25 protein-coding genes are annotated in these 26,365 nt (G+C 68.2%); 18 read left to right on the plus strand and 7 right to left on the minus strand.

What is annotated here, in order from left to right; translation table 11 throughout:
* The first annotated feature begins 49 nt into the window (after positions 1–49).
* Both ACWDU1_RS02965 and ACWDU1_RS02970 read left to right on the plus strand, forming a co-directional pair.
* On the plus strand, positions 50–466 hold the full coding sequence (locus tag ACWDU1_RS02965) for a DUF7144 family membrane protein (protein ID WP_449995412.1): 417 nt from the start codon (positions 50–52) through the stop codon (positions 464–466).
* Positions 463–2,358: a potassium transporter Kup gene (locus ACWDU1_RS02970; RefSeq protein ID WP_449995414.1), complete on the plus strand. Its 1,896-nt coding sequence runs from the start codon at positions 463–465 to the stop codon at positions 2,356–2,358. The genes ACWDU1_RS02965 and ACWDU1_RS02970 overlap by 4 nt, the downstream gene beginning before the upstream one ends.
* Positions 2,359–2,391: 33 nt before the next feature.
* Here ACWDU1_RS02970 and ACWDU1_RS02975 read toward each other — a convergent pair whose 3' ends face one another.
* Positions 2,392–4,062, minus strand: a complete 1,671-nt coding sequence (locus tag ACWDU1_RS02975; RefSeq protein ID WP_449995456.1) for an ABC-F family ATP-binding cassette domain-containing protein — start codon at positions 4,060–4,062, stop codon at positions 2,392–2,394.
* Between the two features lie 461 nt (positions 4,063–4,523).
* Between ACWDU1_RS02975 and ACWDU1_RS02980 the strand changes: the two genes are divergently transcribed.
* Entirely contained in the window at positions 4,524–4,787 is a 264-nt protein-coding gene (locus ACWDU1_RS02980) for a hypothetical protein (RefSeq protein WP_449995416.1), read from the plus strand.
* Positions 4,788–4,805: 18 nt separating this feature from the next.
* On the opposite strand, the gene ACWDU1_RS02985 is transcribed toward ACWDU1_RS02980, so the two are convergent.
* Positions 4,806–5,693 carry an oxidoreductase gene (locus ACWDU1_RS02985; protein WP_449995418.1) on the minus strand — a complete coding sequence of 296 codons (888 nt, stop codon included), beginning with the start codon at positions 5,691–5,693 and terminating at the stop codon, positions 4,806–4,808.
* 171 nt (positions 5,694–5,864) lie between these two features.
* On the opposite strand from ACWDU1_RS02985, the gene ACWDU1_RS02990 reads away from it, so the two are divergent.
* From ACWDU1_RS02990 to ACWDU1_RS03005, 4 genes are all read left to right on the plus strand, one after another.
* Complete coding sequence (locus ACWDU1_RS02990) at positions 5,865–6,272, plus strand: hypothetical protein (RefSeq protein WP_449995420.1); 408 nt, start codon at positions 5,865–5,867, stop codon at positions 6,270–6,272.
* A gap of 130 nt (positions 6,273–6,402) precedes the next feature.
* On the plus strand, positions 6,403–6,726 hold the full coding sequence (locus ACWDU1_RS02995; RefSeq protein WP_449995422.1) for a hypothetical protein: 324 nt from the start codon (positions 6,403–6,405) through the stop codon (positions 6,724–6,726).
* 121 nt (positions 6,727–6,847) lie between these two features.
* On the plus strand, positions 6,848–8,359 hold the full coding sequence (locus ACWDU1_RS03000) for a hypothetical protein (protein ID WP_449995424.1): 1,512 nt from the start codon (positions 6,848–6,850) through the stop codon (positions 8,357–8,359).
* Positions 8,360–8,777: 418 nt separating this feature from the next.
* Positions 8,778–9,137, plus strand: coding sequence for a hypothetical protein (locus tag ACWDU1_RS03005; protein ID WP_449995425.1), 360 nt, complete (start codon positions 8,778–8,780; stop codon positions 9,135–9,137).
* Between the two features lie 18 nt (positions 9,138–9,155).
* On the opposite strand, the gene ACWDU1_RS03010 is transcribed toward ACWDU1_RS03005, so the two are convergent.
* Complete coding sequence (locus ACWDU1_RS03010; protein ID WP_449995426.1) at positions 9,156–9,899, minus strand: GntR family transcriptional regulator; 744 nt, start codon at positions 9,897–9,899, stop codon at positions 9,156–9,158.
* 86 nt (positions 9,900–9,985) lie between these two features.
* On the opposite strand from ACWDU1_RS03010, the gene ACWDU1_RS03015 reads away from it, so the two are divergent.
* From ACWDU1_RS03015 to ACWDU1_RS03040, 6 genes are all read left to right on the plus strand, one after another.
* On the plus strand, positions 9,986–10,678 hold the full coding sequence (locus ACWDU1_RS03015; RefSeq protein WP_449995428.1) for a phosphonatase-like hydrolase: 693 nt from the start codon (positions 9,986–9,988) through the stop codon (positions 10,676–10,678).
* Between the two features lie 32 nt (positions 10,679–10,710).
* Complete coding sequence (locus ACWDU1_RS03020; RefSeq protein ID WP_449995430.1) at positions 10,711–11,673, plus strand: phosphate/phosphite/phosphonate ABC transporter substrate-binding protein; 963 nt, start codon at positions 10,711–10,713, stop codon at positions 11,671–11,673.
* 5 nt (positions 11,674–11,678) lie between these two features.
* Complete coding sequence (gene phnC, locus ACWDU1_RS03025; RefSeq protein ID WP_449995431.1) at positions 11,679–12,497, plus strand: phosphonate ABC transporter ATP-binding protein; 819 nt, start codon at positions 11,679–11,681, stop codon at positions 12,495–12,497.
* Entirely contained in the window at positions 12,494–14,086 is a 1,593-nt protein-coding gene (phnE, locus tag ACWDU1_RS03030) for a phosphonate ABC transporter, permease protein PhnE (RefSeq protein WP_449995433.1), read from the plus strand. Before phnC ends, phnE begins: the two co-directional genes overlap by 4 nt.
* A complete protein-coding gene (locus ACWDU1_RS03035; RefSeq protein ID WP_449995435.1) occupies positions 14,062–15,075 on the plus strand; it encodes a zinc-binding dehydrogenase in 1,014 nt (337 codons plus the stop codon). Before phnE ends, ACWDU1_RS03035 begins: the two co-directional genes overlap by 25 nt.
* Before the next feature lie 208 nt (positions 15,076–15,283).
* On the plus strand, positions 15,284–16,318 hold the full coding sequence (locus ACWDU1_RS03040; RefSeq protein WP_449995436.1) for a hypothetical protein: 1,035 nt from the start codon (positions 15,284–15,286) through the stop codon (positions 16,316–16,318).
* A gap of 33 nt (positions 16,319–16,351) precedes the next feature.
* On the opposite strand, the gene ACWDU1_RS03045 is transcribed toward ACWDU1_RS03040, so the two are convergent.
* Positions 16,352–18,022, minus strand: coding sequence for a bifunctional metallophosphatase/5'-nucleotidase (locus tag ACWDU1_RS03045; RefSeq protein ID WP_449995438.1), 1,671 nt, complete (start codon positions 18,020–18,022; stop codon positions 16,352–16,354).
* A gap of 276 nt (positions 18,023–18,298) precedes the next feature.
* Here ACWDU1_RS03045 and ACWDU1_RS03050 point away from each other — a divergent pair, with 276 nt between their 5' ends.
* The 3 genes from ACWDU1_RS03050 (at position 18,299) to ACWDU1_RS03060 (ending at position 20,334) form a co-directional block, all read left to right on the plus strand.
* Positions 18,299–18,853 (plus strand): dihydrofolate reductase family protein, encoded by a 555-nt coding sequence (locus ACWDU1_RS03050; RefSeq protein WP_449995440.1) that lies wholly within the window; start codon positions 18,299–18,301, stop codon positions 18,851–18,853.
* 282 nt (positions 18,854–19,135) lie between these two features.
* Positions 19,136–20,131 carry a helix-turn-helix domain-containing protein gene (locus ACWDU1_RS03055; RefSeq protein WP_449995441.1) on the plus strand — a complete coding sequence of 332 codons (996 nt, stop codon included), beginning with the start codon at positions 19,136–19,138 and terminating at the stop codon, positions 20,129–20,131.
* Positions 20,128–20,334 (plus strand): DUF397 domain-containing protein, encoded by a 207-nt coding sequence (locus tag ACWDU1_RS03060; protein ID WP_449995443.1) that lies wholly within the window; start codon positions 20,128–20,130, stop codon positions 20,332–20,334. The genes ACWDU1_RS03055 and ACWDU1_RS03060 overlap by 4 nt, the downstream gene beginning before the upstream one ends.
* A 63-nt stretch (positions 20,335–20,397) precedes the next feature.
* Here the strand turns inward: ACWDU1_RS03060 and ACWDU1_RS03065 are convergent, their stop codons facing one another.
* Positions 20,398–20,772, minus strand: coding sequence for a YrdB family protein (locus tag ACWDU1_RS03065; RefSeq protein WP_449995445.1), 375 nt, complete (start codon positions 20,770–20,772; stop codon positions 20,398–20,400).
* Positions 20,773–21,142: 370 nt separating this feature from the next.
* Between ACWDU1_RS03065 and ACWDU1_RS03070 the strand changes: the two genes are divergently transcribed.
* Entirely contained in the window at positions 21,143–22,282 is a 1,140-nt protein-coding gene (locus ACWDU1_RS03070) for a class II histone deacetylase (RefSeq protein WP_449995446.1), read from the plus strand.
* Positions 22,283–22,383: 101 nt separating this feature from the next.
* On the plus strand, positions 22,384–22,767 hold the full coding sequence (locus ACWDU1_RS03075) for a nuclear transport factor 2 family protein (RefSeq protein WP_449995448.1): 384 nt from the start codon (positions 22,384–22,386) through the stop codon (positions 22,765–22,767).
* Between the two features lie 76 nt (positions 22,768–22,843).
* On the opposite strand, the gene ACWDU1_RS03080 is transcribed toward ACWDU1_RS03075, so the two are convergent.
* Together ACWDU1_RS03080 and ACWDU1_RS03085 are read right to left on the minus strand one after the other, a co-directional pair.
* A complete protein-coding gene (locus tag ACWDU1_RS03080; protein ID WP_449995450.1) occupies positions 22,844–24,964 on the minus strand; it encodes a glycosyltransferase family 39 protein in 2,121 nt (706 codons plus the stop codon).
* Positions 24,961–26,214, minus strand: a complete 1,254-nt coding sequence (locus ACWDU1_RS03085) for a glycosyltransferase (RefSeq protein WP_449995452.1) — start codon at positions 26,212–26,214, stop codon at positions 24,961–24,963. Before ACWDU1_RS03085 ends, ACWDU1_RS03080 begins: the two co-directional genes overlap by 4 nt.
* Between the last annotated feature and the right edge of the window lie 151 nt (positions 26,215–26,365).

Raw genomic sequence — 26,365 nt, forward strand, 5'->3', positions numbered from 1 at the left:
GGGGCTCGCGCCTGGGTGTTATGGGCCGACCACTCCAGGAGGGCCGACCATGACGACCTACAGAACGAAACCCCAGCATTCCCCGGTGCGCCAGGGTGTCGCCGCGGTGACCTCCATCGCGGCGGCGGTACTGCTGCTGACGGTGGCGGTGCTGTCGATCCTGGCCGGGATATCGGCCGTGGCCAGCGATGAGCTCTTCGTCGAGGGGCCGGATTACACTCTGCAGTTCTCCGCGACGACCTGGGGCTGGGTGCATATCGTGCTCGGCATCCTGCTGGCGATCGCGGCCGTCGCCCTGATGACCGGCGCGCTGTGGGCGCGCATCGTGGCGGTATTCCTCGCGGGACTGTCCATCATCGGGAATTTCCTGTGGATCCCGTACTACCCGTGGTGGTCGATCGTGGTGATCGCGCTGAACATCGTGGTGATCTGGGCGGTGTCGGCCTGGCGGCCGCACGAGATGTGAGCGCGCGCCCCGCGCGTACCGCGCTGGTGGTCGGGGCGCTGGGGGTGGTGTTCGGCGATATCGGTACCAGCCCGATCTACACGATCCAGACGGTTTTCGACCCGACCGACCCGCACCCGGTGCCGATCAGCACCGGCAATGTGTACGGGGTGGTGTCGCTGCTGTTCTGGTCGGTGATGACCATTGTCACGCTGACCTACGTCACCCTGGTGATGCGCGCCGACAACGACGGCGAGGGCGGGATCATGGCCCTGATCACGCTGCTGCGGCGGCTCGGCGACCGGGGCGGGCGGCTCGCCGCGGCCCTGGCGGCGGTGGGGATCTTCGGGGCGGCGCTGTTCTTCGGCGACAGCATGATCACTCCGGCGATCTCGGTGCTGTCGGCGGTGGAAGGGCTCGAGATCGTCGAGCCCGATATGAAGGATCTGGTCATCCCGATCACGGTGGTGATCATCGGCTGCCTGTTCTCGGTGCAGCGCCTGGGCACCGCGGCCGTGGGCCGGTGGTTCGGGCCGGTGATGATCGTGTGGTTCGTCGTCATCGGCGCGCTCGGTGCCGTGGAGATCGTCCGGCACCCGCAGATCCTGCGGGCGCTCTCACCGGTGCACGCGCTGAGTTTCCTGACGGGCCATTTCCATATCGCGTTCTTCGCGCTGGCCGCGATCGTGCTGGCGGTCACCGGCGCCGAGGCGCTGTACGCCGATATGGGTCATTTCGGGCGAAAGGCGATCACCCGGGGGTGGCTCGGCCTGGTGCTGCCGGCCTGCACGCTGAGCTATCTCGGGCAGGGCGCGCTGGTGCTGCAGGACGACAGCGCGGTGGGCAGCCCGTTCTTTCTGCTCGCCCCGGGTTGGGCGCGGCTACCGCTGGTGCTGGTCGCCACCGCCGCCACGGTGATCGCGTCGCAGGCGGTGATCACCGGTGCGTTCTCGGTGGCCTCGCAGGCGGTGCAGCTGGGCTATCTGCCGCGCCTGCGCATCGCCCACACCTCGGAATCCACGATCGGGCAGATCTATGTGCCGTGGATCAACTGGCTGCTCATGGTCGGGGTGATAACGCTGGTCCTGGCGTTCCGGAGCTCCGGGGCCCTCGCCTACGCCTTCGGTATGGCGGTGACCGCGACGATCACGATCACCACACTGCTGTTTTTCTACATCCGGTACGCGAAATGGCGTACACCGCTGTGGCTGGTCCTGCTCGGCGCCGTGCCGCTGCTCACCGTCGACGCGCTGTTCGTCGCGGCGAATCTGACCAAATTCCTGCACGGGGCCTGGCTGCCGCTGCTGATCGGGCTCACCGCGTTCACGGTGATGCTCACCTGGTCGCGGGGCCGCGTCATCGTGACCGCCGCGCGTAAGGAGGTCGAAGGACCGCTACGTGATTTCATCGATCGGCTGCGCCACCACGAACCGCCCCTCACGCGGGTTCCCGGCACGGCGGTCTTCCTCAACCGCGGTAAGCAGACCACGCCCCTGGCGATGCGCGCCAATGTCGAACACAACCGGGTCCTGCACGAACATGTCGTGATCATGTCGATCGAGACCGTTCCGGTACCCCGGGTCGCCGATTTCGTCCGCGTGCGCGTCGACGACCTCGGCGACCCGGACGACGGCATCATCCATGTGACCGCCTATTTCGGCTATATGGAGACACCCCACGTACCGCATGCGCTGGGCCTGCTCGACCCGGCCGAGACCGAGGGCCCGGTCTCGGTTCCCGGCGCCTCCTATTTCCTGTCGAAGATCGAGCTGAAGAAGGGCCCGGCGCCCACCATGGCGCCGTGGCGGAAGCGGCTGTTCATCGCCACCTCCTACATCACCTCCGACGCCGCCGACTACTTCGGGCTCCCCGGCGCCCGCACGGTGATCATGGGCTCCCAGGTGGAGGTCTGAGCGCAAGATTCCGGCCGGGAGCCCACGTGCGGCCTACCCGCCGTCGCTTGCCACTCCGAGCCGCGGCCAGCCGGCGAGGTCGGTGAGCATCCGCCGGTCGTGGGTGGCCACGATGACGGCGGCAGGAGTGTCCGCGAGCGCCGGCGTGAGTTCGTCCACCAGCGACGCCGAGAGGTGGTTGGTGGGTTCGTCGAGGATCAGCACGGTGGGCCGGGCGGCCAGTTGCAGAGCGAGGTGCAGCCTGCGCTGCTGTCCCTGCGAGAGCCGGCCGACTGCGGTATCGCGTGCCTGTTTCTCCAGCAGGCCGGTCGCGGTGAGCGGCACCGGAGCGGCGCCGTGATGCAGTCCGAGCCCGCGGGCCAGGCGGTCGTAGAGCTCCACGGCGGTGAGCGCGGGATCCCAGGCCGGAACCTCCTGGCCCACCAAGGCGATCCGGGCGGTGCTGTGCCGCCGCACGGTTCCGGTGGTCGGTTCGAGTTCACCGGCGAGCACGGCGAGCAGCGTCGATTTACCGGCCCCGTTGTGACCGGTGATCAGCAGGCGTTCCCCTGCTGCCAGCGACAGCGTGACCGGTCCGGTGAGCCGGTCGGCCACAGTGACGTCGGCGCAATCGAGCAGGGGGATCCCGGGGCGGGCCGGGAGATCGGGAAACCGCAGCCGCAACGTTGGCTCGGGTACCGAGACCGTATGGGCCGCCAGCTCGGACTGCCGCCGCTTCAAGGCCTGGACCACGCCCGGCGCCCGGGACTGCCGTTGATGCTTACCGGTGCCCTTGTCCGGGCGCCATCCCGTTTCGAGCCGGTCCCGCGCGGCCGCGGCGGCGTCCTTCAACCGCGCGTACTCGGAGAGTTGTTCCTCGTGTTCGTGCTCCCACCGCGACCGGGCCCGTGCGCGGCCTTCCTGCCAGCCGGAATAACCACCGGCGAACAGCTGGGGCCGGCCGTCCCGGCTCGGATCCAGGTCCAGGAACTCCTCGGCGATATCGCTTAGCAGGGTCCGGTCGTGGCTCACCAGTGCCAGCCCGCCGGGGTGGGCGCGAAGGCATTCGGTCAGGAATTGCAGACCGTCGCGGTCGAGGTGGTTGGTCGGTTCGTCCAGCAGCAGGATGTCGTGCGCGGCGCCGAGCAGGCATGCCAGGCGCACTCGGTAGCGTTGTCCGACCGACAGCGTCGCCAGGGGGCGTTCGCGGTCGGTGCACGCGTGCAGCGCCGCCAACGCGATATCCACCCGGCGTTCGGCGTCCCAGGCATCCAGTCCGGTGGCGGCATCCAGCGCGGCCGCGTACCTGTCATCGGCACCGGGCGAGCCTTTCGCGAGCGCGGCTGTGGCGCTGTCGAGTTCACGCAAGGCGCGTAGCGCGGGCTCGATGGTCTCGGCGACCACACCGCCCACCGTCTCGTCGGCGCGGAAGGGCATGGCCTGCTCGGCGACCCCGATCGTGCCGACCCGGCCGACCGTACCGCTGTCGGGCCGGGTCAGCCCGGCGAGAACATGCAGGAGGGTGGTCTTACCCCGCCCGTTCTCGCCGACCACGGCCAGGCGAGAACGGTGGGACACCGTGACGGAAACATCCGTGAGCACGGGCCGTGATCCCAGCATCACCGACACCGACACCGCTCGGATATGCGCGTGCGCGCCCGCGGGCAATCGACCCTGCTGTGCGGCGCTGGAGTATCCGGCATCGGAATACGAGACGCCGGACATGGTGGATGTAGTGGATTCGGGTAGTTGCGGGACCGATCGGCCCCGATGGGAAAGAGACACTGTTTCTCCGCGACTCGAGGGGAGCCGGGACAGCACGAAACCGCCCGGCGCGACAGCTCGGACGGCGGCGTTCAGTAGGTCGAATGAATCCGGATCGCCGCCGTCAGCGGAGCGACCAGGGCTTCATCATCGACACAGTGCCTGCGTACATGAAACGCACCCTAACCGTTTTCCGGAACGCCGGCCACTGATTTGCTTCCCCGGTGATCCGCATAACAGGAGGTGGGCGCGGGTCCTCCACGCCACGCCGGCCCCGGGGCGCCCACCCGAACGCCGTCAAGCGTCCGTGCCGCGAGGACGGGAATCGGGTCGGTTGCATCGCCACAACGACTGCTGCACAACCGGCGCCATCCGGGCCGTGCCTGGTTTGATGGCGCGCGCCCGGCCGTTACGACGGAGGTATGTCTGCCACCACGAAGACCTGTGCGGCCCTCACGGTACTCGTGTGCGCGTTCGCCGCGCCGGTCGCGACCGCCGCCGCGCAGCCCAGACTTCCCGACAGCGGCGACTGCAGTGATATCCCGAAGGTCCGGTCCGACGACGCGACCTCGTACTGGGAGTGCGACGAACGCACCAACGAGTACAAACGCGCCCACTGCCCGGCCGGTGAGTCGGCGGTGCCCTGGATGAACGAGGGCGTCATCTGTCTCGCGCCGGGCGAATGACTCCCGATCGCGGCGGGGTCAGGAGAGCGGGAACCCGACGCCGGTGAGCTTCTCGGACACCTCCCAGAGCCGCCGGGCCAGCGTCGTATCGCTGGCCTGCGCGGACCGCCCGACCAGTGTCGGGTATCCATGCATCTCACCGCGACCGTCCGGGCCCACGTAACTGGCGCCGGGCAGATCCTGGGTGGCGGCGAACAGGCTGGGCAGCGCGGCCTGCTCCGGAGTCTGGGCCAGGTAGCGGCCGGCCAGGTGAACGATACCGACCAGGAACTTCGGCCGGTTCTTCGTGCCCAGTTCGGTTGCCGCGTAACCGGGGTGCGATGCCGTCGCCCGGACCGCCGAACCGGCGTCGCGGAGCCTGCGCTCGAGTTCGAGGGTGAACAGCAGGTTCGCCAGTTTGGACCGCCCGTAGGCCTTCACCGGGCCGTAGCCGCTCTTCGCGAAATCGAGGTCGTCGAAATCGATGGTGCCGACCTTGTGCGCGCCCGAGGCCAGCGTCACCACGCGGTCGGTGATATGCGGCAGCAACCGGTTGGTGAGCGCGAAATGGCCGAGATGGTTGGTTCCGAACTGCATTTCGAAACCGTCCGCGGTGCGGCCCCGCGGCACCATCGCGACACCGGCGTTGTTCACCAGGATCGAGATATCGCCCTGCCAGGATTCGGCGAACTCGCGGATCGACATCGAATCGGCGAGGTCGAGCCGTCGCACCTCGTGACTGCCACCGATGGCGCGGGCCGCCTCGTTGCCGCGGTCGATATCGCGGACCGCGAGCACCACATGCGCTCCCGCCCCGGCGAAGGCTTTCGCCGTGCCGAATCCGACACCGCTGTTGGCTCCGGTGATCACCACGGTGCGGCCGTCGAGCGCGGGCAGATCCGCGGCGGTCCAGTGCGAAGAACTCATATCCCGACCGTAGCGCGCGGCGGTGCGCGGGAACCGGTAACGAACGCCGCGGGGGGCGAGAAGTACTGATCAGAGGTGGTGAGGCGGAGGAACGAGTAGCCTGGTGCACGCGTTCTCGCGTATTCGCACCGGCTTTTCCGTTCGACCAGTAGGCACCGGAAAGGATCGTCGATGTATCGCTCACGCAGGTCTGCCCGCACCGCGGCCGCGACGTTGGCCGCGTCGGCGGCCGTGCTGATAGCGGCCGCTCCCTCCGCACCGGCGGCAATCACCGATTTCCGGGTGACCCCGGGAATCGATTGGGGCAGTAGTTCTTCGGCCTTCGGCACCGGCTGCTCCTACACCGCCACCGCCGCGGCCGAACCGGGCGAGTACGTGAGTTTCTACGACAGCCAGAAAGGGTCCTTCGACCCGCCCGGCGCGATTCTCGTCGGGAAATCGGGCACGGTGACGGCGGTCTGGACTCCGCACACCCGCGGTATCCACAATCTGCACGCCGAACAGATCGGCAGCCGCCAATCGGTAGTGGTGGACGTCGGGACCGGAGTCGATCTCGGTTCCGCCTGCCCGGTGCTGTAGCCGACCGATTTCCGCGCCCGGCGTGACCCTGTTCCACAACAGTTCGAAACCCACAGAGTTCGAAACCCACAGAGCACGGGCAATTCCGGGCCCGGCGCAGCGGCGCCGGCTCTCGATGGAAGGGGTACGGATGGGGGATACGAGTCGTTCGCGGCGCCCGAGAGGCGCGGTGGCCGCGATCAACCGGTTCGGTGCCATGCTGGACGAGGGCCTGCTACGGACCGAACTGCTGGTGACCGCCGTGGTGTTCTCGCTGGTTACCGTGGTGATGGGGTTGACGGCCGATAGCACCGTGTGGGCGCTGGCCTATTGCGCGGCCGGTGGGATGAGCGCCGCCGCCGCGCTGCGCGTGACCCGGAGGGACTGGCCGCGGCAGTGGCTCGCGCTGGCCGGGATCGTGCTGTTCAACGTGATTTTGCTGTTCGTATACGGGCGGCTGTCGGGCGGCGGCTGAGCGCCGGGCCCGGGGTGCGGGGGTTGTGCGGCGGTGTCCGGGCTGCCATGCTCGTGACCATGATCTCTCATGGAAAGGGCGTCCTGCGCCCGGTTCGTTGAACCCCCGCGAGGCCACGTTCGTGGCCCACGCGCTCTCTCTCGCCGCTTTGCACGGTCCGGGCCCGTGGCCCCGCAGCGGTTATCCACTACCGGACGACGAACCCGGTGAAGTCGTACTTCCCAGCGTGGTTCACGACGGTGTCTCCACTCATCATTTCCGGCTCGGATCCCAGCCGGTCTCCGAGCTGGCCGATCTGATACTCGCCCGGCTCGACGAGCCCGTGCGGTTACTGGACGCGTTCGCCGAATTGCGGGCCGTCCGGGTCGCCGACGACCTGGTCCGCGAATTGCGGTCCCGGCCCGTGCGGCGGGAAAAGCTGCGCCTGGCAGCGCGGTTCGTCGCCGAGAACGCCACCCGCAGGGAAGTCGCGAAACTCGGTATCGTGCTGCTCGGCGTGAGTGGCGACGAACGCGACGGTGAACTGTTGCGGTTGCTGGGGACGATGGAGGAGTTCACGCTGTTCGCCGTCGTCGCCCTGATGAACACCCAGCCCGACCCGCAGCGCACGGTGTTCGAATTGGCGCGGCGGGTCGACGGATGGGGCCGGATCCATGCCGTCGAGCGCCTGAAAGGCTGTGCGGATCCGGATATCCGGGCGTGGCTGCTGCGGGACGGCTTCCGCAACGGCGTGATGAACGAGTATCTCGCCCATCTGGCGGCCACCACCGGCGGCCTGTACGAGGCCCTGCTGGAACCCGATATCGACACCGCGTTGCTCGACGGTGCCGCCGATATCCTGCGGGCCCTCGCGATGGGCGGGCCCGCCGAAGATATGAGCGATTACGAGGACGCGGTTCCGGTCATGCACCGGTTCGGCGAATTGCTCGCCGACGCCGAACCCACGCTGGGCCGGCTCGACGCGGCGTTGTCACTGCGCCGCCTGTTCATTCGGGACGAGTTCCCCTGGCCCGAGGACGAGCCGGCCCGGCTCGCCGCCCGGTACACGGCATTGACCGGGCAGCGGCGCTGGCACGATCTGGTACGGCGGAAACTCGCTTCTGGTGGCGACCCCGCGCTCCAGGACGGTGCCGCCGAACCGGTCGCCGCGCAACGCTATCCCGTCAACGTCGCCCTGTCGTGCGCGCGGCGGCTCGCAATGCCGGTATGGGCGGAAGCGGTCGGCTGTCTGCGGGCCGACGGCCGCAACCCATATATCTGGCAGTGGCTGCTGCACTCCGGGGATCGGGCCGACGTGGAGCAGGTGGCGGCGCTGGCCGCCGAACTGCTGCCGTTGGGCGAGCTGGCGTCGGGGCCGACCGAGGCGTTGGGGCTCAGCAGCGAATACGACGCGGATATGTGCCTGGAGCTGGTGGTGCGCGAACTGGGCGAGCATCCGGGGATCGGTACGGATCTGCTCACGGTCGCCCTCGCGAACCGTGTCGTGCGGTGCCGCCGTGCCGCGTTGACGTCGCTGGGGCAGTGGCCACCGGAGGTTCGGCCGGCCGAGGCGGCGGAGTGGATCCGGGCGGCGGCGGTACGCGAAACCAACACCGAACTGCGCGGCGAAATGCTCGCGTTCCCGTCGGCCTGAGGCCCGTCGGTCGGTGTGGGTTCGGCGGGGCCGGCTCGGAGCGAGATTCCGAGCCGGTTCTGCCCCCGGCGCGAAGAGGTGGCGGACGACGCGTTCGGAGTGTGCATCTGCCCGTAGAGTTCCCAGGGAAGGCGGAATCGGCCGGCATCGCGCTGGTTCGAGGGGAAGTGGCCGGGGACGATGAACTGTGAGTAGGGGGCCGTCGGTGGCGGAAATCGAAACACTGCGATCGGTGGTGGACACCGTGCTGTTCGGGAATATCGTCGTCGAGCGAACCGAAGATCGGGTGACGGCCTGTTCGGAATCGGACGGATCGATCGTGGTCAGTATCGAGCGAACCGGTCCGCGGACGCGAAAGAAAGTGCCGATCGGCACACGGCGGGGTGACCGTCTCGTGGCTCGCCTGAATGACCGTGAGGTGAAGATTTCCCCCGGTAGTGGTCGATTTCTCAAACGGGCGTTCCGTATTTCGGCGGAGCTGGACGGCCGGACCCTGAGCTTGCGGCCGTCGACCGTCGACACCGTCATGTTCATCGGCGGGAAACCGTACGAGGTGGAGAAGAGCTTCTGCGAGCTGACGGCGCGGGCGGACGGCGTGATCGACGTCGTCTGGGCCGTCCCGCAGACCATCGAGATTCTCGGCCGGACTGTCGAGCCGCCGGTTCCGACTGCCGAGGATCTCCTGATCGGGTTCGCGCTCGCGGCCGCTTTCGGCACCGGGGCACTGTCGATCGTTTCGGTTTTCGCGGAATTGGTGGCCGCGGCCGTCCCGGGCTGAGACCGGCGCGGCGGTGGCCTATCCCGCCGCGTGCGGGGAACCACCGGTTTCCGGGTGCTGGATGGCGGTGAAGGTCATGCGGTCGCCCCGGTACAGCGAGCGGCGATGTTCGATGGGGACCCGGTCGGGGTCGTAGGAGACCCGGTTGAGCAGGAACATCGGGGTGCGGGTGTCCACGGTGAGCAGGGCGGCCTCGCGCGCATCGGGCAGGGTGGTCTCGATACTGTCGACCGCCTCGGCGAAGGCGATTCCGCGAGTGGCGATCTCGGCGTAGAGCGATTGGGTGTAGTCGAAGGTTTCGAGCAGGCCCGGGTAGCGGTAGGCGGGCAGTCGGGTCGTCTCCAGGCCCAGGCGGACGCCGTCGGTGGTGAGCACTCGCTCGAGTTGCACTATCGGGTCACCGGGTTCGATCGCGAGCATGGCGGCGAGGTCGGCATCGGCGGGGAATTGGGACCAGCCCACCAGTATTCGGGTGGCGCTGCGGCCCTCGGCGCGGGCCGCCTCGGTGTAGGAGCCCAGTGCCAGGGGCAGAACGAGTTTGGGCCCGGCGACCAGGGTCGTTTTGCCCTGTCGTTCGATCCGTCCGGCGACCAGCAGTTCCCGCAGGGCCTGGCGCACGGTTTCGCGGGCCACATCGAAGCGCACGGCGAGATCGCGTTCGGAGGGCACCGGCGCGCCCTCCGGCAGCCCGTCGAGCAGTTTCTCGATACGAGCCCGGACGATCTGATGTTTGAGAACCCGCGGTTCGGCCGTGGACGACACACGGCAACCCTACCGCGATGCTGGTCTATACCAGCTGTTAACCAATAGTTCGCCCGCTGTCCGATCGCTGGTATAGACCAGGGTGCATGCTCGATCCCGTGCAAGACATCAGCGATATCACCCTGGTTGTAATGGATATGGCCGGCACCACGGTGGCCGACGACGGCGCGGTCGTACGTGCCTTCGACGCTGCCGCCACCGCGGTCGGCCTGCCCGCGAGCGGCCCGGAGCGGGAGAGCGCCCGGCAGTACGTACTCGACACCATGGGACAGTCGAAGATCGCGGTGTTCACCCACCTGTTCGGCGACCGGGCCGCCGAGGCCAATACCGCGTTCGAGGCCGCCTACGAACGTTTCGTCGACGAAGGCGGCGTCGCGCCGATTCCCGGCGCCGAGAAGACCATCACCGAACTACGCGCGGCCGGTATCAAGGTCGCGCTGACCACAGGTTTCAGCAAGCAGACCCAGCAGCGCCTGCTCACCGCGCTCGGCTGGACCGATATCGCCGACCTGGTCCTGGCTCCCGCCGACGCCGGTCGCGGCCGGCCCTACCCCGACCTGGTGCTCACCGCGGTCCTGCGCACCGAAACCGACGATATGCGCCGGGTCGCGGTCGTCGGCGACACCTCCAGCGATATTCTCTCCGGCCTCCGTGCGGGGGCCGCCACCGTGATCGGGACCCTCACCGGTGCCCATGACGCCCCGGCACTGCGCGGCGCGGGCGCCACCCATGTCATCGACTCCGTCACCGAACTGCCCGCACTGCTCTTACCCGAATGATCGGCTCCACCCCTTCTCCCTGAGGACGTTCCATGTTCTTCCGTCGTCGTCACGCCGCGGCTGCCGTACTCGCCGGCCTGGCCCTCACTCTCTCCGCCTGTTCCGGCTCCGGTGATTCCGACGCCCGCAACGACAAAGGCTTCCCCGAGAAACTGACGCTGGCCGCCATTCCGGCGGAGAACTCCAGCGACCTGAAAGCCAGCTACGACCCGCTGATCTCCCTGCTGGAGGACGAAACCGGTTCGGAGGTCGAATTCGTGCAGGCCTCCGACTATGCCGGTGTGGTCGAGGGCATGATCGCCGGCAACGTCGACCTGGCGTTCTTCGGGCCGTTCGCGTACGTGGTCGCCGGGGTCAACGGCGCCGAGATCACCCCGCTCGGCGCGGGCGTGCAGGAGAAGGGCGGTAAGCCCGGCTACCAGTCCTATGGCCTGGCCAAAGCCGATAACGCCGCGGTGAACGGTCTCGCGGACTTCAAGGGCAAGAAGGTGTGCTTCGTCGATCCGGGTTCGACTTCCGGATTCCTCTACCCGACCGCCGGGCTGATCGAATCGAAGGTGATCGCCTCCGGTTCGGAAGCCGATGTGTCGGCCGGACTGCAGCCGATCTACGCGGGCGGCCACGACGCCTCCGCGCTGGCCATCGCGGCAGGTGACTGCGACGCCGGTTTCGCCTTCGACACCATGGTCGACAAGACCCTGATCGAGAAGGGCGACCTGAAAGCCGGTCAGCTGAAGACGGTCTGGAAATCCGAGACCATCGCCGGCTCGCTGTTCGCCGCGAACAACGATCTGGGCACGGAGACCGTCGGCAAGCTGAAGACGATCTTCAACGAGAAGGCCAACGCCGACTACATGCTGAGCAAGGGCTACTGCACCGACGAATGCCGCATCACCGATGAGCGGATCTGGGGTGTGGTGCCGGCCGAGGACGCCGACTACAACGGTGTGCGGCACGTCTGTGAGGTCACCGGCTCCGAGAAGTGCAAGGGCTGATTCCGATGCCTCCCGCGCCCCACCGGCCGGCCGTCGCCGGAGACGATATCGTCCTCTCCGCGCGGTCGGTCACCAAGAAGTTCGGTGCCGCCACCGCGCTCGAGGATGTGTCGTTCGAGGTGCACCGCAGTGAGATGGTCGTGCTGCTCGGGCTCTCCGGGTCCGGCAAATCGACGCTACTGCGGTGCCTCAACGGACTGCACCCGGTCACGTCGGGGGAGATCGAGGTCGGCGGCACCCGCGTCGACCTCGCCTCCGGGGCGCGGTTACGGGCCCTGCGCCGCGACGTCGGGTTCGTCTTCCAGCAATTCAATCTCGTCGGCCGGCTCAGCTGCCTGGAGAACGTCCTCATCGGCGGACTCGGGCGGATCCGGTTGCCGCGCTACGGCGCGCTCACCTATCCCAAGGCGATGCGCGCCGAAGCGCTGGAACATCTCGACCGGGTCGGGCTGGCCGATCTCGCCGAACGCCGCGCCGACACCCTCTCCGGCGGTCAGCAGCAGCGGGTCGCCATCGCGCGCACCCTGATGCAGCGGCCCGCCGTACTCCTCGCCGACGAGCCCGTGGCCTCGCTGGACCCGGAGAACGCGGGCGTGGTGATGGATCTGCTGTTCCGGGTGTGTATCGAGGAGAAACTCACGGTGCTGTGCACCTTGCACCAGGTCGATCTGGCGATGGGCTGGGCCCACCGCCTGATCGGCCTGCGGGGTGGGCGCAAGGTTCTCGACCGTCCCGCCGTCGGGATGTCGCGGGACGAGGTCATGGAGGTCTATCAGCGGGTCGAACCGGCGACCGCCGGCGCCGACGCCACCGAGCCGCGATGAGCACGCTGCTCGACCCCCACCGCGCGGCACCGAGACCGTCCGCGCCGCGGACGTTCCGTACCGTCGCGCTGCGGGCCTGCGGGGCCGCCGCGGTCCTGGCGACCCTGGCCGCCGCCTGGTACATCGATTTCGCGCCCGCCACCCTGATCGACGGGCTCGACGAGATCGCGAACCTGCTGGAACGGATGCTGCCGCCGCGGCTCGACGATCCGGGCCGTATCTCGACGCTGGCCGTGGAAACCCTGCTCATGGCGATCCTCGGCACGGTGCTCGCGGCCGTGGCCTCGGTACCGCTGGCCTTCCTGGCCGCCCGCAACACCACACCGCATCCGGTGGTGTACAGCGTGGCCAGGGCCGTGATCACCTTCTGCCGGGCGATGCCGGATCTGCTGTTCGCCGCGTTGTTCGTGCGTGCGCTGGGGATCGGGGTACTGCCCGGGATCCTCGCGCTGGCCCTGCATTCCATCGGGATGCTCGGCAAACTGTTCGCCGACGCCATCGAGCAGACCGATCCCGGTCCGCGCGAGGCGGTGCGCGCCACCGGCGCCGGCTATTTCCGGGAGATGCTGAACGCGGTGGTCCCGCAGGTGGTCCCGGCCTGGATCGCGACCTTCGTCTACCGCATCGATATCAACCTCCGGATGTCGGTGGTGCTGGGATTCGTCGGCGCGGGCGGTATCGGGTTCGCCCTGCAGGACGCGCTACGCGGCCTGATCTATCCCCGCGCGCTCGGCATCGTGGCCGTGATCCTGGTGATCATCGCGGCGATGGAGGTGCTGACCATCGTCATCCGCCGCACCCTGCTCACCCCCTCGCAGGCCGGCCCGCGCCGGGACCGGTTCACCCGCTTCGCCTTCGGCACCCTGCTCGCCGCGAGCTGCCTGGCCTCCCTGGTGGTGCTCGATATCGACCTCGCGGCGCTGTTCACCTGGCCGTGGCCGTCGTTCGAGGTGTTCGGCCGGATGATTCCACCGAACTTCGAGGCCCTCGGCGCCGATCTGTTCGATGCCGCCCTGCAAACCGTCGCGATCGGCCTGGTGGCCACCGCGATCGGCGTGATGCTGTCGATACCGCTGGGCATCCTCGGCGCCGCGAACGTATCGCCCCATCCGGCGCTGTACTGGTTCGCCCGCGCCTGGATCCTGGTGGTGCGGGCGGTACCGGAACTGATCATCGCGGTGGTGTTCGTCGCCGCCCTCGGGCTCGGGCCGATCGCCGGAACCTGCGCGCTGGCCATCGGTTCCATCGGTTTCCTCGGCAAGCTCGTCGCCGACGGCGTGGAGGAGATCGACCCCGGCCCGCTCGAGGCGGTCCGCGCGGTCGGCGGCGGCTGGTGGAAAACCCTGTTCGCCGCCGTGATCCCGCAGGCCGTGCCGTCGATGATCGGATCGAGCCTGTATCTGCTCGACGTCAATATCCGCACCTCCACAGTGCTGGGCATCGTCGGCGCGGGCGGCGTCGGCTACCTGCTGTTCGAGGCCATTCGCACGCTGAACTTCGACGTCGCGGGCGCGATCGTGATCGTCGTCTTCGTCATCGTCTACACCATCGAAAGGTTGTCCGGATGGATACGCTCACTCGTCGTCTGACCCGCGCGGCGATCTGGTCGGGCGACGAGGTGCGGGTACGGGAGGTGGAACTCCCCGAACCCGGGCCCGGCGAACTGCTGGTCCGGATCGCGCTGGCCACCGTCTGCGGTAGTGACCTGCATACGGTCTCGGGGCGTCGGACCGCGGCGTGCCCGTCGATTCTCGGCCACGAGGCGGTGGGCCGGGTGGTGGCCGCCGGTCTCGGCGCCGAACGCGAGGCGGGGGAGCGGATCGTCTGGTCGGTGACCTCGGCCTGCGGCCGGTGTGCTCGCTGCCGCCGCGGTTTCACCGCGAAATGCGAGCAGGTGCGCAAAGTGGGGCACGAAGCATTCACCGGGGACTGGCCGCTTTCCGGTGGCTATGCCGAACACATCCTGCTCCCGGCGGGAGTGACCACCGTTTCGGTACCCGACACGGTGCCCGACGCCGTCGCCGCGCCGGCCGGATGTGCCACCGCGACCGTGATGGCCGCCCTGGAAGCCGCTCGGGACCTGTCCGGTCGCCGGGTGCTGATCTGCGGCGCCGGCATGCTCGGTATCACCGCCGCGGCGGCCTGCGCCGAACAGGGCGCCCTGGTCGAGATCGCCGATCCGCATCCGGAACGGCTGGAACTGGCGGCCCGGTTCGGCGCGGTGGCCGAAACCGGTGGTCCGGTCGATACGGCTTTCGATTTCTCCGGCTCGGCGGCCGCGGTGGCCACCGCGCTGTCGCGGCTCGACCTCGGCGGCACCCTGGTCCTCGCCGGTTCGGTGACTCCCGGCCCCGCCGTCGCCGTGGATCCCGAAGCGGTGGTCCGTGGCTGGCTCACGCTGACCGGCGTGCACAACTACGAGCCACGCCACCTGGTCCGCGCGGTGGATTTCCTCACCGCGACCCTCGGCCGCCGTCCCTGGAACGACCTCGTCTCCGCCCCTGTCGGACTGGACGAACTCGATATCGCGCTCCGGCCCGCTCCCCGGAATATCCTGCGCACCTCCGTCGCTCCGTAACGCGACTACTGCGCCGGCCGGGAATTCACCCGTCCGGCTGTGGACCGTCGGCGATATCGGCCTCCTCCGGGTTCCGGCGAGTAGCGTGGGGATCGTCCGCATGAGGTGTGGATTCGTTTTTCTGGTCCGGATATCCGGTCCCGCCGGGCGGCTTCGCCGGTGGTGGGCCGGGGCCGGCGCAGATCGACAGATACGGGTGGGAACTGCGATGACGGAAATAACTCTGACCGGCGATTCGCTGGAGCTCCCGGGTGGCGCCCGGGTCCGGTTCGTCCGGACGCTGCGACTGCCCGAGGAGGGCACCTATCCGCTGCCGCCGGGTCTGGGGTCCTTTCCGTTGCGGCGGGTCGCGGACTATCCGGATACCGTGCCCGCGCAGTGGCGGGAGCGCGGCGGCGTAATGCTGCCCGTGTACCAGCGGGAAGCGATGTGGCTGGGATTCACCGCGCCGGTGCCCGCGGCGTTGAAGGTCGGGGTCGGGAAGGTGTGCGCGGTCTCCGGCAAGCCCTGGTCCGACGAGCTCACCCGCGACCCGCAGAACTACGTGGCCCTGCCGAAACAGCCGTGGCTGGACGGTATCAACTCCGGTAACGGTACGGTCCGCCAGTTCGTCGCGCTGCCCCTCGGACTGGGCGCGACGGTCGAAGGCCAGGTCACCGGTACCGAACAGTGGGGCGGGGTGCAGCTGGCGGTGCACGGGCTGGCCCCGGCGGCGCGTGAGGCCTGGGACCGGGAACAGGAGATCGCCCGCGCCCGCCGCGCCGAGGCCGCGCGACTCCGGGCGAACGCGCCGTCGCCGGCGGCATACGGCGCGGTACCGGTCGCCGCAGGACTGCCCGCGCCCGGTGCGGCGCCCCGGCGTCCGGGCGCGTCCCCGATGGGTCTCGGTGCCGGTGGGCGGATGCGTCAGCAGATCTTCGAGGACACCCGCCCGCTCGGTGACTACCGTGCCCAGGCCCACGGCCGGGTGTTCGTCCATCTCGCGTCGGCGGCCGAATGGCGCGAGATCACCGGCGAACCGGCACCGCCCACCCCCGTGACCGCGCAAGCGTATGCCGCGCGTGGTCTGCCGTGGTTCGACTACTACGACGCCGATGCGGCCGATCTCCCGCCCGCCCCGGACCTGAGCGCCGTGCAGGCCAGCGGCAACTGGTTCCCGGAGTCCGGACCGGACGCCCCGCTGGAATCACCCCTGCCGACCTACCACCTGAACGACAAGCCGGTCCAGGACGGACAGTGGTGAATCCGTCGCGGCGGTGATCGCGGCGGATACCGTTCACCGGCGTTCGACGCGCTCCTCCGGCGCCGCCACCGGTCCGCGATCGCGCAAATATGTTTCCAGCGCGTCCAGATCGGTGGGTCCGACCGCGGTATCGGTACCTCGGGTGAACACGGTGAAACCGTCACCGCCGGAGGCGAGGAAGTTGTTGGTGCTCACCCGGTAGTCCGCGACCTCGTTCACCGGCTGTCCCGCGATCCGTACCGACCCTTCGACGATCTTGTCTCCCGGCGCCGCCGCGTCGTCGTAGGCGTAGGTCAGGCCCGCCACCGACAGGATCGCCGGTTTGCTGGTGTTGTCCCACTGCTGTTCCAGCAGGTCGAGGATCTGGCGGCCGGTGAGGGTCAGCGTCACCACCTGATTCCCGAAGGGCTGGGTCTCGTAGATGTTGCCGTAGGTGATGGGTCCGGGATCGATATCGGCGCGCACACCACCGGGATTCATGAACGCCGCCACCGCCTGCGCCGAATCGTCGGTCACCTCGAGCATGGCATCGGCGATCACCGCGCCCAGCGGGGATTCGCCGGTGGCGCTGCCGCGGGCCAGCGGGGCGGTCGCGGTGCCGACCACCCGCTCGGCCCGGGGTGCGGCCTGCCCGGCGTAGTAGTCGATCAGCGCGGTGATCGCGGGGTCGGGTTCGATATCCCTGGTGACCACCCGGTTCACCGCCTTCGCCGAAACCCGGCCGTCCTGGAAACGCAGTGTGATATCGGAGATCAGGCGGCCGTAGGACGCGCTCTGGGTCACCACTTTCCCGCCGAACTCGCAGACATAGGGCTGATGGCTGTGCGCGGTGAGCAGGACCGCGACGGCCGGGTCGGTCCGCGCGGCGAGGTCGGGCACATCGGGGCTGATATCGGCGCACCCGTTGTAATCGGTGGTCTTCGCCGGAGTGCCCTGCGCGCCGCCGTCGTGCACCAGCGCGACCACGGTCTCCGCGCCCGCCTGTTTCATGGCGGGCACGTACTTGTTGATGGCCTCGGCCTGATCGCCGAAGGTGTAGCCGCGGATCCCTTCGGGGAAAACCAGGTTCACGGTATCGGGAGTGACGGTGCCGACCACTCCGATCTTGTGCCCACCCACGTCGAGCATCGTCCACGGCCGTACCTCCGGCGGCACCGCACCGCGGCCGTCGGTGAGGTTCGCGGCCAGGAAAGCGAAATCCGCGCCGGTGAACGGTTCGCCCGGCACGCATCCGTCCGGCGCGCACCCGCCCTTGCTGAGCCGGGCCAGTTCCAGTACCCCGTGGTCGAGTTCGTGATTGCCCACCGCCGATGCCGCGACCCCGGCGCGGTTCAGGAAGGAAATGGTCGGTTCGTCGTGGAACAGCGACGACACCAGCGGGCTCGCGCCGATATTGTCGCCCGCCGACAGGACCGCGCTGTCGGGATAGGCGGCCCGCAATCGTTGCAGGTGGGCGGAGAGATACGCGGCGCCACCGGCGGTGTATTCGCCGACCAGTCCGTCACTCGCCTCGGGCGGTTCGAGATGACCGTGCAGATCGTTGAACCCGAACAGATGCACCTCGCCCGGTTCGGCAGTCGGCAGGTCGGCGGTGGAGACCAGTGGGACCGCGCCCGGCGGGGGAGCGGGTTCGCCGGACCCGGAGCATCCGGCGAGCAGAACGAGACCCATGACCAGAGCGCAGCCGGAAGCGGCTCTACGCACAACACCCATACCTCCCGACTCTGACAGCTGTGGACAGCCGGTGAGCGACCGTGCGGTGAATTTCTTCCGCCACACCGGGCGAACCGGAAGATGCCGGTTGACCTGCACCTACCCTTTCGAGTGAGCGGCTCGGGAGGTCGGGCGGAAAGAAAATCCGGGAGCGGCCGATGAGTTTCGGTGCGCCGCCTCGTCCGAACATGCGGGGCGGCGGCCCGTGAATCCGAGACATCGGGCCGCCGTCCCCCTATCGGACGTACGACGCTGCCAGGAGGCGCCATGCGCACGCTCGCGATAACCCAGAACATCACCGTCGACGGCGCCATCGAGATGCTCGACGACTGGTTCGACCCGCAGGGGCAGGGCGACCATCAGGACCTGCTGGACGAAACGCACCGCCAGGACAGCGCCGCCGACGCCTTTCTCACCGGCCGCCGCACCTTCGAGGATCTGCGCGGCTACTGGCCCCAGCAGGCCGAGGACCCCACCGGTATCACCGAATATCTGAACACCGTCCGGAAATACGTGGTCTCCTCCACTCTCACCGACCCCGGATGGCAGAACTCCACCGTCCTGTCCGGCGATCCGGTCGCCGAGGTGGCGGCGCTGAAAGAGCAGGCGGGCAAAGACATCGTCGTCACCGGCAGCATCACGCTCTGCCACACCCTGATCGCGGCGGATCTGGTGGACGAGTTCCGCCTGTTCACCTACCCGGTCGTCCAGGGCCGCGGCCGTCGGTTGTTCCCGGCCGGCCACAAGATCCCGGAACTCCGCCTCGTCGATACGAAAACCTTCCGCTCGGGAATCACCTACACCTGCTACTCGACCCGCTGACGGTGCACGAGACCCGGCCGACCGCCCTGCGGGTGACGGCCCGGCGTCGCCGCCTCGGCGGGGGTGGCGACGTGCCCTACGTCAGGGTCGAAGTTGGGTTCTGCCCATCGCAGCGGGGTTGCCGAGACGTGGTCGTGCCTGTGGAATTGCCTGAAGAATCCTCCAATGATGTTCGGGTGCAAGGGTTTTAGATTGTTGCCGATGCTGCTAGGTTGAGATCGGATTCGGGGGCGGCATCCGGTGCGCATCAGCGAACCATCTGCCCGGGGGCGATGCGCCGGTATGCGCGCCGATGGCCGCATTTCAGGTAAACGCCCAGCATTTCTTCCACGGCAGCGCTCAGGCTCTACCCGTCGCGGGCGCATCCCGCCCGCCCGAAATGGGGAGGACTCCATGCAGGACACCGGATCGACACTGTCCCGACGCCAGCTCGGGCGCTATCTCATGGAATGGCGCACCCGCGCCGGACTGACTCTGACCACCGCCGCCGAACTACTCGAAACCAGCGTCAGCGGATTGCACCGGCTCGAACACGGCCGGACCGGGCGGGTCCGGACAGGCCAGATCGAAGCGGCCTGTGAACTGTACGGAGTCCCGGAGGAACTGACGGCCGCGTTCGTCGGGCTCGCCGGGCAGGCGGCGGTGCGGAGCTGGTGGCACGAATTCGGGGATCTGATTCCGAAAGATTTCGACGTGTACTTCGGGCTGGAATCCGCGGCGGTGGCGATCACCACCTTCCAGCCCGAGCTGGTGCCAGGGCTTTTCCAGACCGCCGATTATGTCCGCGCGCTGAACCGGGCGAAACATCCCGATGCGACCCAGGAACAGCACGAGGGCTGGGTGCAGCTCAAGATGAAACGGCAGCACAAGGTGACACGCACGCGTCGTCCGATCGCGGTCGGCGCGGTGATAGGTGAAGCCGCTCTCCGCAGGATCAACGGCGGCCCCAGGACCATGGCAGCTCAAATGCGCAAGCTCGCCGATATGTCGACGCTTCCGAACATAGACCTGCGAATTCTGCCTTTTCGGGCCGGTTTTCCGACCGGCCGTGGTCTGGGCCCCTGCGTGATACTGGACTTCGGTTCGGACCGCGACGGGATGCCTGTCGAGCCACCGGTCGTTTTCATCGAGGGCAGCTCGGTCGGGAACCTCTATCTCGAGAAGCCGGACGACGTGGCCAGCTACCATCGAACCTACGACAGCATCCGTCGGCGAACGCTGGACGAGGTGGACAGTAGGAGCCTGCTGCGGCAGGTAGCGAAGGAGTACCTGCCGTGAGTGTCGACCCAGACCCGGCCCGATGGTTCAAAAGCACCTACAGTCAGGGCGATGGCGAATGCGTCGAGGTGGCCTTCCTCGCGCCCGGTCTCGTCGGCGTTCGTGACTCCAAGCGCCCGGAGGCGGGTGTCCTGCACTTCGCGTCCGGCGACTGGGAGGCGTTCACCTCCGGAATCTCACACGGCCATCCGTCCTTCCGCTGAAGCGACGGCGCCCCGGAGCCATCGATTCGAACGGTTGGCGGGGATTCGCCTGCGGGCCATTGCTCAGCCCCTCTGCTCGAGCCGGAGTTCGGTCACGGGGGTGAGATGCCCGATCCGGATCGCCAGCAGGTTGGCGACGAGAACAACGGCGAACACGACGGCGGCCGTGCGATAGTTCACTGCCCACAGCCCGGCCGCCGCACCGCCGAAAACCGTGATCTTGGTGGCGATTGCGAGTAGTGGCTGGTCGAAAACCGATTTCGGGGCGGCGAAAAGGGCCCAGGCGGTGATCGCGAGAACCGGTGCGCCGATCGCCAACGCGAGCTTGGCCGGAGTCGCATCGGCGACCTTCCATCCCCACAGCGCCGGTGCGGCGAATGCGGCCAGCTCCAGCACGAACAACAGAGTGAGATTGCCCCACTTCCAGACCTCCCGCATGCCCGTTCCTATCTGTGAACACTGCTCTCTATAGAGAGCAGTGTGCTCGCAAAATCGGCAGCGGTCAAGCCGGGCCGATGCGAACCGAGCGCTACTGGGACTTCGGGGCATGGCGTCGATGTCACGGCCGCATCGAAGCCGGCAATCGCCGCGAAATTCCGTCCGGCCTTTCCTGCCCGCAGGTCGTGGGTCCGGGTGGATCCGGAAACGCTGGATAATCCGGTTTGCCCGGATCGGCATGGCCGGGTGTGGGAATCGTTCCGGTTGCGCGCTGTAGGAGGTTATGGCTCGATAAGCGCGCGTGATCGTTCGATTGCGCGAGATTTGCCGTCCGGCGCCCCTTCGGGTCGCCGGGATGAGGAGCTCGACCATGACCATCGGCTACGTCTGGAACACCGTCTACGGATGGGTCGACACCGGTTCGGGGAGTCTGTTCCCCTCCGACGCGACCACCGGCCTCCAGCCCATCGCCCACCACCTCGCCCATCCGGACACCAAACGCCGCTTCCACGAGCTGGTCGCCGTATCCGGCCTGCTCGACCGATTGCGGGAAGTGCGGGCGGTTCCCGCCACCGAGGAAGACATCCTGCGGGTGCATACCGCCGAACATCTCGCGCGGATCCAGGCGGAGAGCCTGCTGCCGAAGGGCGGTGACGCCGGTGACGGATGCTCGCCGTTCGGGAAAGGCGGCTACGAGATCGCGGCGCTGTCGGCCGGCGGCGCGATCCAGCTCGTCTCGCAGGTGGTGGCGGGCACGATCGATACCGGGTACGCGCTGGTGAATCCGCCCGGGCATCACGCGACCCGCGCGTCCGGGATGGGCTTCTGCGTATTCAACAATGTCTCGGTGGCCGCCGCGTACGCCAAGGCGGTGCTGGGGCTGGAGCGGGTCGCCATCGTCGACTGGGATGTGCACCACGGCAACGGCACTCAGGACATCTGGTACAGCGACCCCTCGGTGCTCACCGTATCGCTGCACCAGCACCTGTGTTTCCCGCCGAATTCGGGATTCCGGGAAGAACGCGGCACCGGCGCGGGCGAGGGGTACTCGATCAATATCCCGCTGCCGCCCGGCAGCGGTGACGCGGCGTATCTGTACGCACTGGCGGAGGCGGTGGTCCCGGCGCTGCGGGCGTTCCGGCCCGAGCTGGTGATCGTCGCGTCCGGATTCGATGCGAGCATGATGGACCCGCTGGCCCGCCAGATGGTCACCAGTGCCGGGTTCGCGCAGCTCACACGGCGGATGCTGGATCTCGCCGACGAACTGTGCGAGGGGCAAATCGCGTTCGTGCAGGAGGGCGGCTACAGCCCGCACTACGTGCCGTTCTGTGGAGTGGCCGTGCTGCGCGAATTGCTCGGAGACCCGCACGAACCCGATCCCTACACCCCGATCGTCAGCACACAGGGCGGTGACGTTCTCCTCGAGCACGAGGCCGCCGCCGTCTCGGCCGCCGTCGCGATCCCCGGTGCGGCCGCGAGCGGAGGGGATCGCGCGATCACAGTCGGATGACGTTCCGCTTTCGGGAGCGCGGGGCGCCGGAAGGTCCACTAACCTTGGCTCGCACTTCGAAAAACCTTCCCTACCTGGGAAACTCAGCAAGGAGATAGTGGATGTCGGCTGTTCGGAAAATGGTGGAGGAATACTACGGGCTGATCGATTCCGGTCGATTGGCCGACGCTGCCGCGCTGATGACCGACGATGTGAAACTCACCTTCGCCAACGCCGAGCCGGTGACCGGTCGCGATACCGCCACCGCGTCCATCCAGTTCGTGCTCGACCAGTGCGACAAGATCGAACACAAAGTGGTCCACTGGATCGAACCGCATCCGCCGGTCGACGGAATCACCGAGGTCGTCTTCGAGATCCGGATCCACTACTGGCTGAAGAACGGCAAAGAGGTCGATATCCCGGGTGCCGTGTACGCGACGGTGAACGCGGACACCCTGTTCACCGAACAGCGTCTCTACGGCGACCTCACCGAGGTGTTCGCCTGAACCGGTAGGGCTCGGAACGAAAAGCCGACGGCTCGAACCACAGCGGTCCGAGCCGTCGGCTTACGCGGGTGCGGAATTACTTCGGCGCGGTCAGGTCGTAGACCGTCACCCCGTCCACTTCTTTCGAAGTGAAATTCTGCTGGACCCATTCGGTGATGGCGGAGGTGGTGGCCTGCCGCCCGCCGGGTCCGCCGCCGCTGCCGCCGAGGAAATAGTGGATCTGCCCCGAATCGACATATTGCTGGAACTGCTCCAGCGTCGGCGAGGGATCGCTGCCGTTGAACCCGCCGACCGGCATCACCGGCAGTTCGGTGGCGAGCTGGTAACCGGCCGCGCTGTTGGAGGCGATGGTGGCGGCGGCCCAGGTGTAGTCCGCGCCGTCCTCCTTCAGCAGCGTCACCAGGGCGTCGCTGGGGCGGCTCGCGCCCATCACCCCGCCGCCGGGGCCGCCCATGCCACCACGGCGACCGTCCTGGCCCGCGGCGTTTCCGTCGCCGAGGCCCGTTCCGCCGTCCGGCATCGCGGGCATCCCGTCGGCCCCCGGCACGGCATCCTGACCGTCGTCGGTACCCGGCACGCCGCCGCCCGTTCCGGGCATACCGCCCGGCCCGGCGCCCATACCGGGCGTCCCGCCCTGATTGCCGGGCATCCCCGGCATTCCGCCATCCATACCGGGGCCGCCGTCACGCATACCCGGGGGACGCATCCCCCCGAACATTCCGTTACTCGGCCCGGCGGTCGGAATCGGGCCGTTGTGGGCCGAATTCAGGGTGTCGACCGTGTAGGCGACCGGTCCGCTCAGACCGACCACACCGGCCAGTACCGCGGCCGCCACAGCGGATCTGCCCGGCAGCCGGACCAGCAGCGCGAGGGTGGCGACGATACCGCCGGCCAGGATCGCCCAGCGCAGCCACGGCACGAAATCGGCGGTACGCGAGAGCAGCAGCCACGCGGTCGCGGTGGTCAGCCCGACCGCCGCCGCGGCGAGCAGTCGCACCCACCAGCGCGCCCGCTCCCGCCAGTAGAGGACTCCGCCGATCCCGACCAGTGCCGCGATCGCCGGCGCCAGCGCCACCGTGTAGTACTGGTGGAAGATCCCGGCCATGAAGCTGAACACCAGGCCGGTCACCAGCAGCCAGCCACCCCACAGCAGCACCTGCGCCCGGGCACCGTCGGTACGGGCCGCCCGGCCGCGCAGCAGTAGTCCGGCGACCAGCGCGACCAGCGCGGCGGGAATCAGCCAGGCGATCTGCCCGCCCTGCATCTGATCGAACATCCGGGTGATCCCGGTCTGTCCCCACATACCGTTACCGCCCGGCGGCAGTTCCCCGCCCGGCCCGACACTGCCGGTCTCGTTACCGTTCAACCGGCCGAGGCCGTTATAGCCCAACGTCAGTTCGATGATCGAGTTGTTCTGCGAACCACCGATATACGGGCGGGAATCGGCAGGCCACAGTTCCACCGCCAGCAGCCACCAACCCGCCGCCGCCACCATCGCGGCCCCCGCCGCGAACAGTTGCGCGATCCGTTTACCCAATTTCGGTGGGCCCGCGAACAGGTACACCAGGGCCAGCACCGGCACGACGAGCATCACCTGCAACTGCTTGGCCAGGAACCCGAAGCCGATACAGGCTCCGGTGAGCACCAGCCAGCGCCAGCGGCCGTCGTCGAGCGCCCGCATCATCGCCCACACCGCGGCGACCATCAGCAGCACCAGCAGCGCGTCGGGATTGTTGAAACGGAACATCAGCGCGAAAACCGGTGTCACGGCCAGTACCAGACCGGCCAGGAGACCCGCGGCGGGTCCGAACGAGCGCCGCACCGTCGCCCACACCAGCGCCACCGTGGCGATACCCAGCAGCACCTGCGGAACCAGCATGCTCCAGCTACTCAGCCCGAACACCCGCACCGACAATTCCATCACCCACAGCGAGGCGGGCGGTTTGTCCACGGTGATCGAGTTCGCGGCATCGGAGGAACCGAAGAAGAACGCCTTCCACGACACCGAACCCGCCTGCACCGCAGCCGAATAGAACGAGTTCGCCCAGCCGTTGGCGCTCAGGTTGTAGAGGTAGGAGAGCGCCGTGGCCAGCAGCAGCGCCGCCAGCGCCGGAAACTCCCAGCGCGGCCGCCCCGGGCGGGAGCCGGCAGCAGGTGCCGGTGTGGCGGAAGGCGGATTCTCGACAAGGGTCGTCATCGGGTGAGCTCCTCGGTGTCGATGGCGGGGCGGCCGGCCTCCCGGAACACCCAGCGCAGTCCCACGAACCGCATCAGGGTGGCGATCAGGTTGGCCACAACCAGGACGAACAGTTCGAGTTGCACCGGGGCGCCCGGCGCCCAGCGATGCAGTGCGAACAGCGAACCGCTGGTGACCAGCAATCCGAAACCGAAGATCAGCAACCCCTGGAAATGGTGCGAGGCCATATCCCGCTGCCCGCGCACCCCGAATGTGAAGGCGCGGTTCGCGGCGGTATTGGCGACCGCCGTGATCAACAGCGCGCCGAAATTCGCGATCTGCGCCCCGGCCCACGGCTGCATCAGCACATACAGCAGCATGTAGGCGAGGGTGGAAGCGACACCGACAGCCGCGAACCGGATCAGCTGACCCACCATCCCGAGCGGCACCCCCGGCACCAGCGGTTCCCGGCCCACCGCGTGCCTGATCTCGGCCAACGGCAGCGCACCCGTGGCCAGCGCCCGGCCCAGCCGCCAGATACCACGCAGATCCTTACGGGCGGTATCGACGATATCGACCCGGCTGTCCGGGTCGTCGATCCAATCCACCGGCACCTCGTGGATCCGCAGACCCGCGCGCTCGGCGATCACCAGCAGTTCGGTATCGAAGAACCACTCCCCGTCCTGCACCAGCGGCAGCAGCTTACGCGCCACCTCGGTGCGGACCGCCTTGAATCCGCACTGGGCATCGGAGAAACCCGCCCGCAGCGACGCCTTCAACAGCAGGTTGTAGGAGCGCGAGATGAACTCACGCTTCGGCCCCCGCACCACCCGCGAAGCGGCGTTGAGCCGGGAACCGATCGCCAGATCCGAATGGCCCGAAACCAGCGGCGCGATCAGCGGAAGCAGCGCATCGAGATCAGTGGACAGGTCGACATCCATATACGCGACAACCTGCGCGTCCGACTCCAGCCACGCCGTCCGCAACGCCCGGCCCCGGCCCTTGGCGTCCAGATGCACCACCCGGACGCCGTCCAGTTCGGCAGCCAGCAGCTCGGCGACCGCGAGGGTGGCATCGGTGCTGGCGTTATCGGCGACGGTGATCCGGGCAGGGAACGGGAACCCGTCTCCGAGATAGGAATGAAGCCGGCGCACACATACGCCGAGATCGGTCTCTTCGTTGTAGACGGGGACAACCACATCGAGCACAGGTGGCGGCGAGGCGGCGTCCGCGTATTCCACCGGTCCGGCGGCGGTCACGGTCTGGGTCATGGCCACCAGACTCGGCCCGTCCGCTGGGTCCACCCTCCAGAAAACCTGCGAGGTTGCTGTGTTGAATGGAGCGGCCCCTCCGCGAAGGGTGGGGCTGTAATTTTGGAGGCGCTCCGCGCCTCGAGGGTGGGGCCCTATTAACCCGGTTCTT

Source organism: Nocardia sp. NPDC003345 (assembly GCF_053589395.1).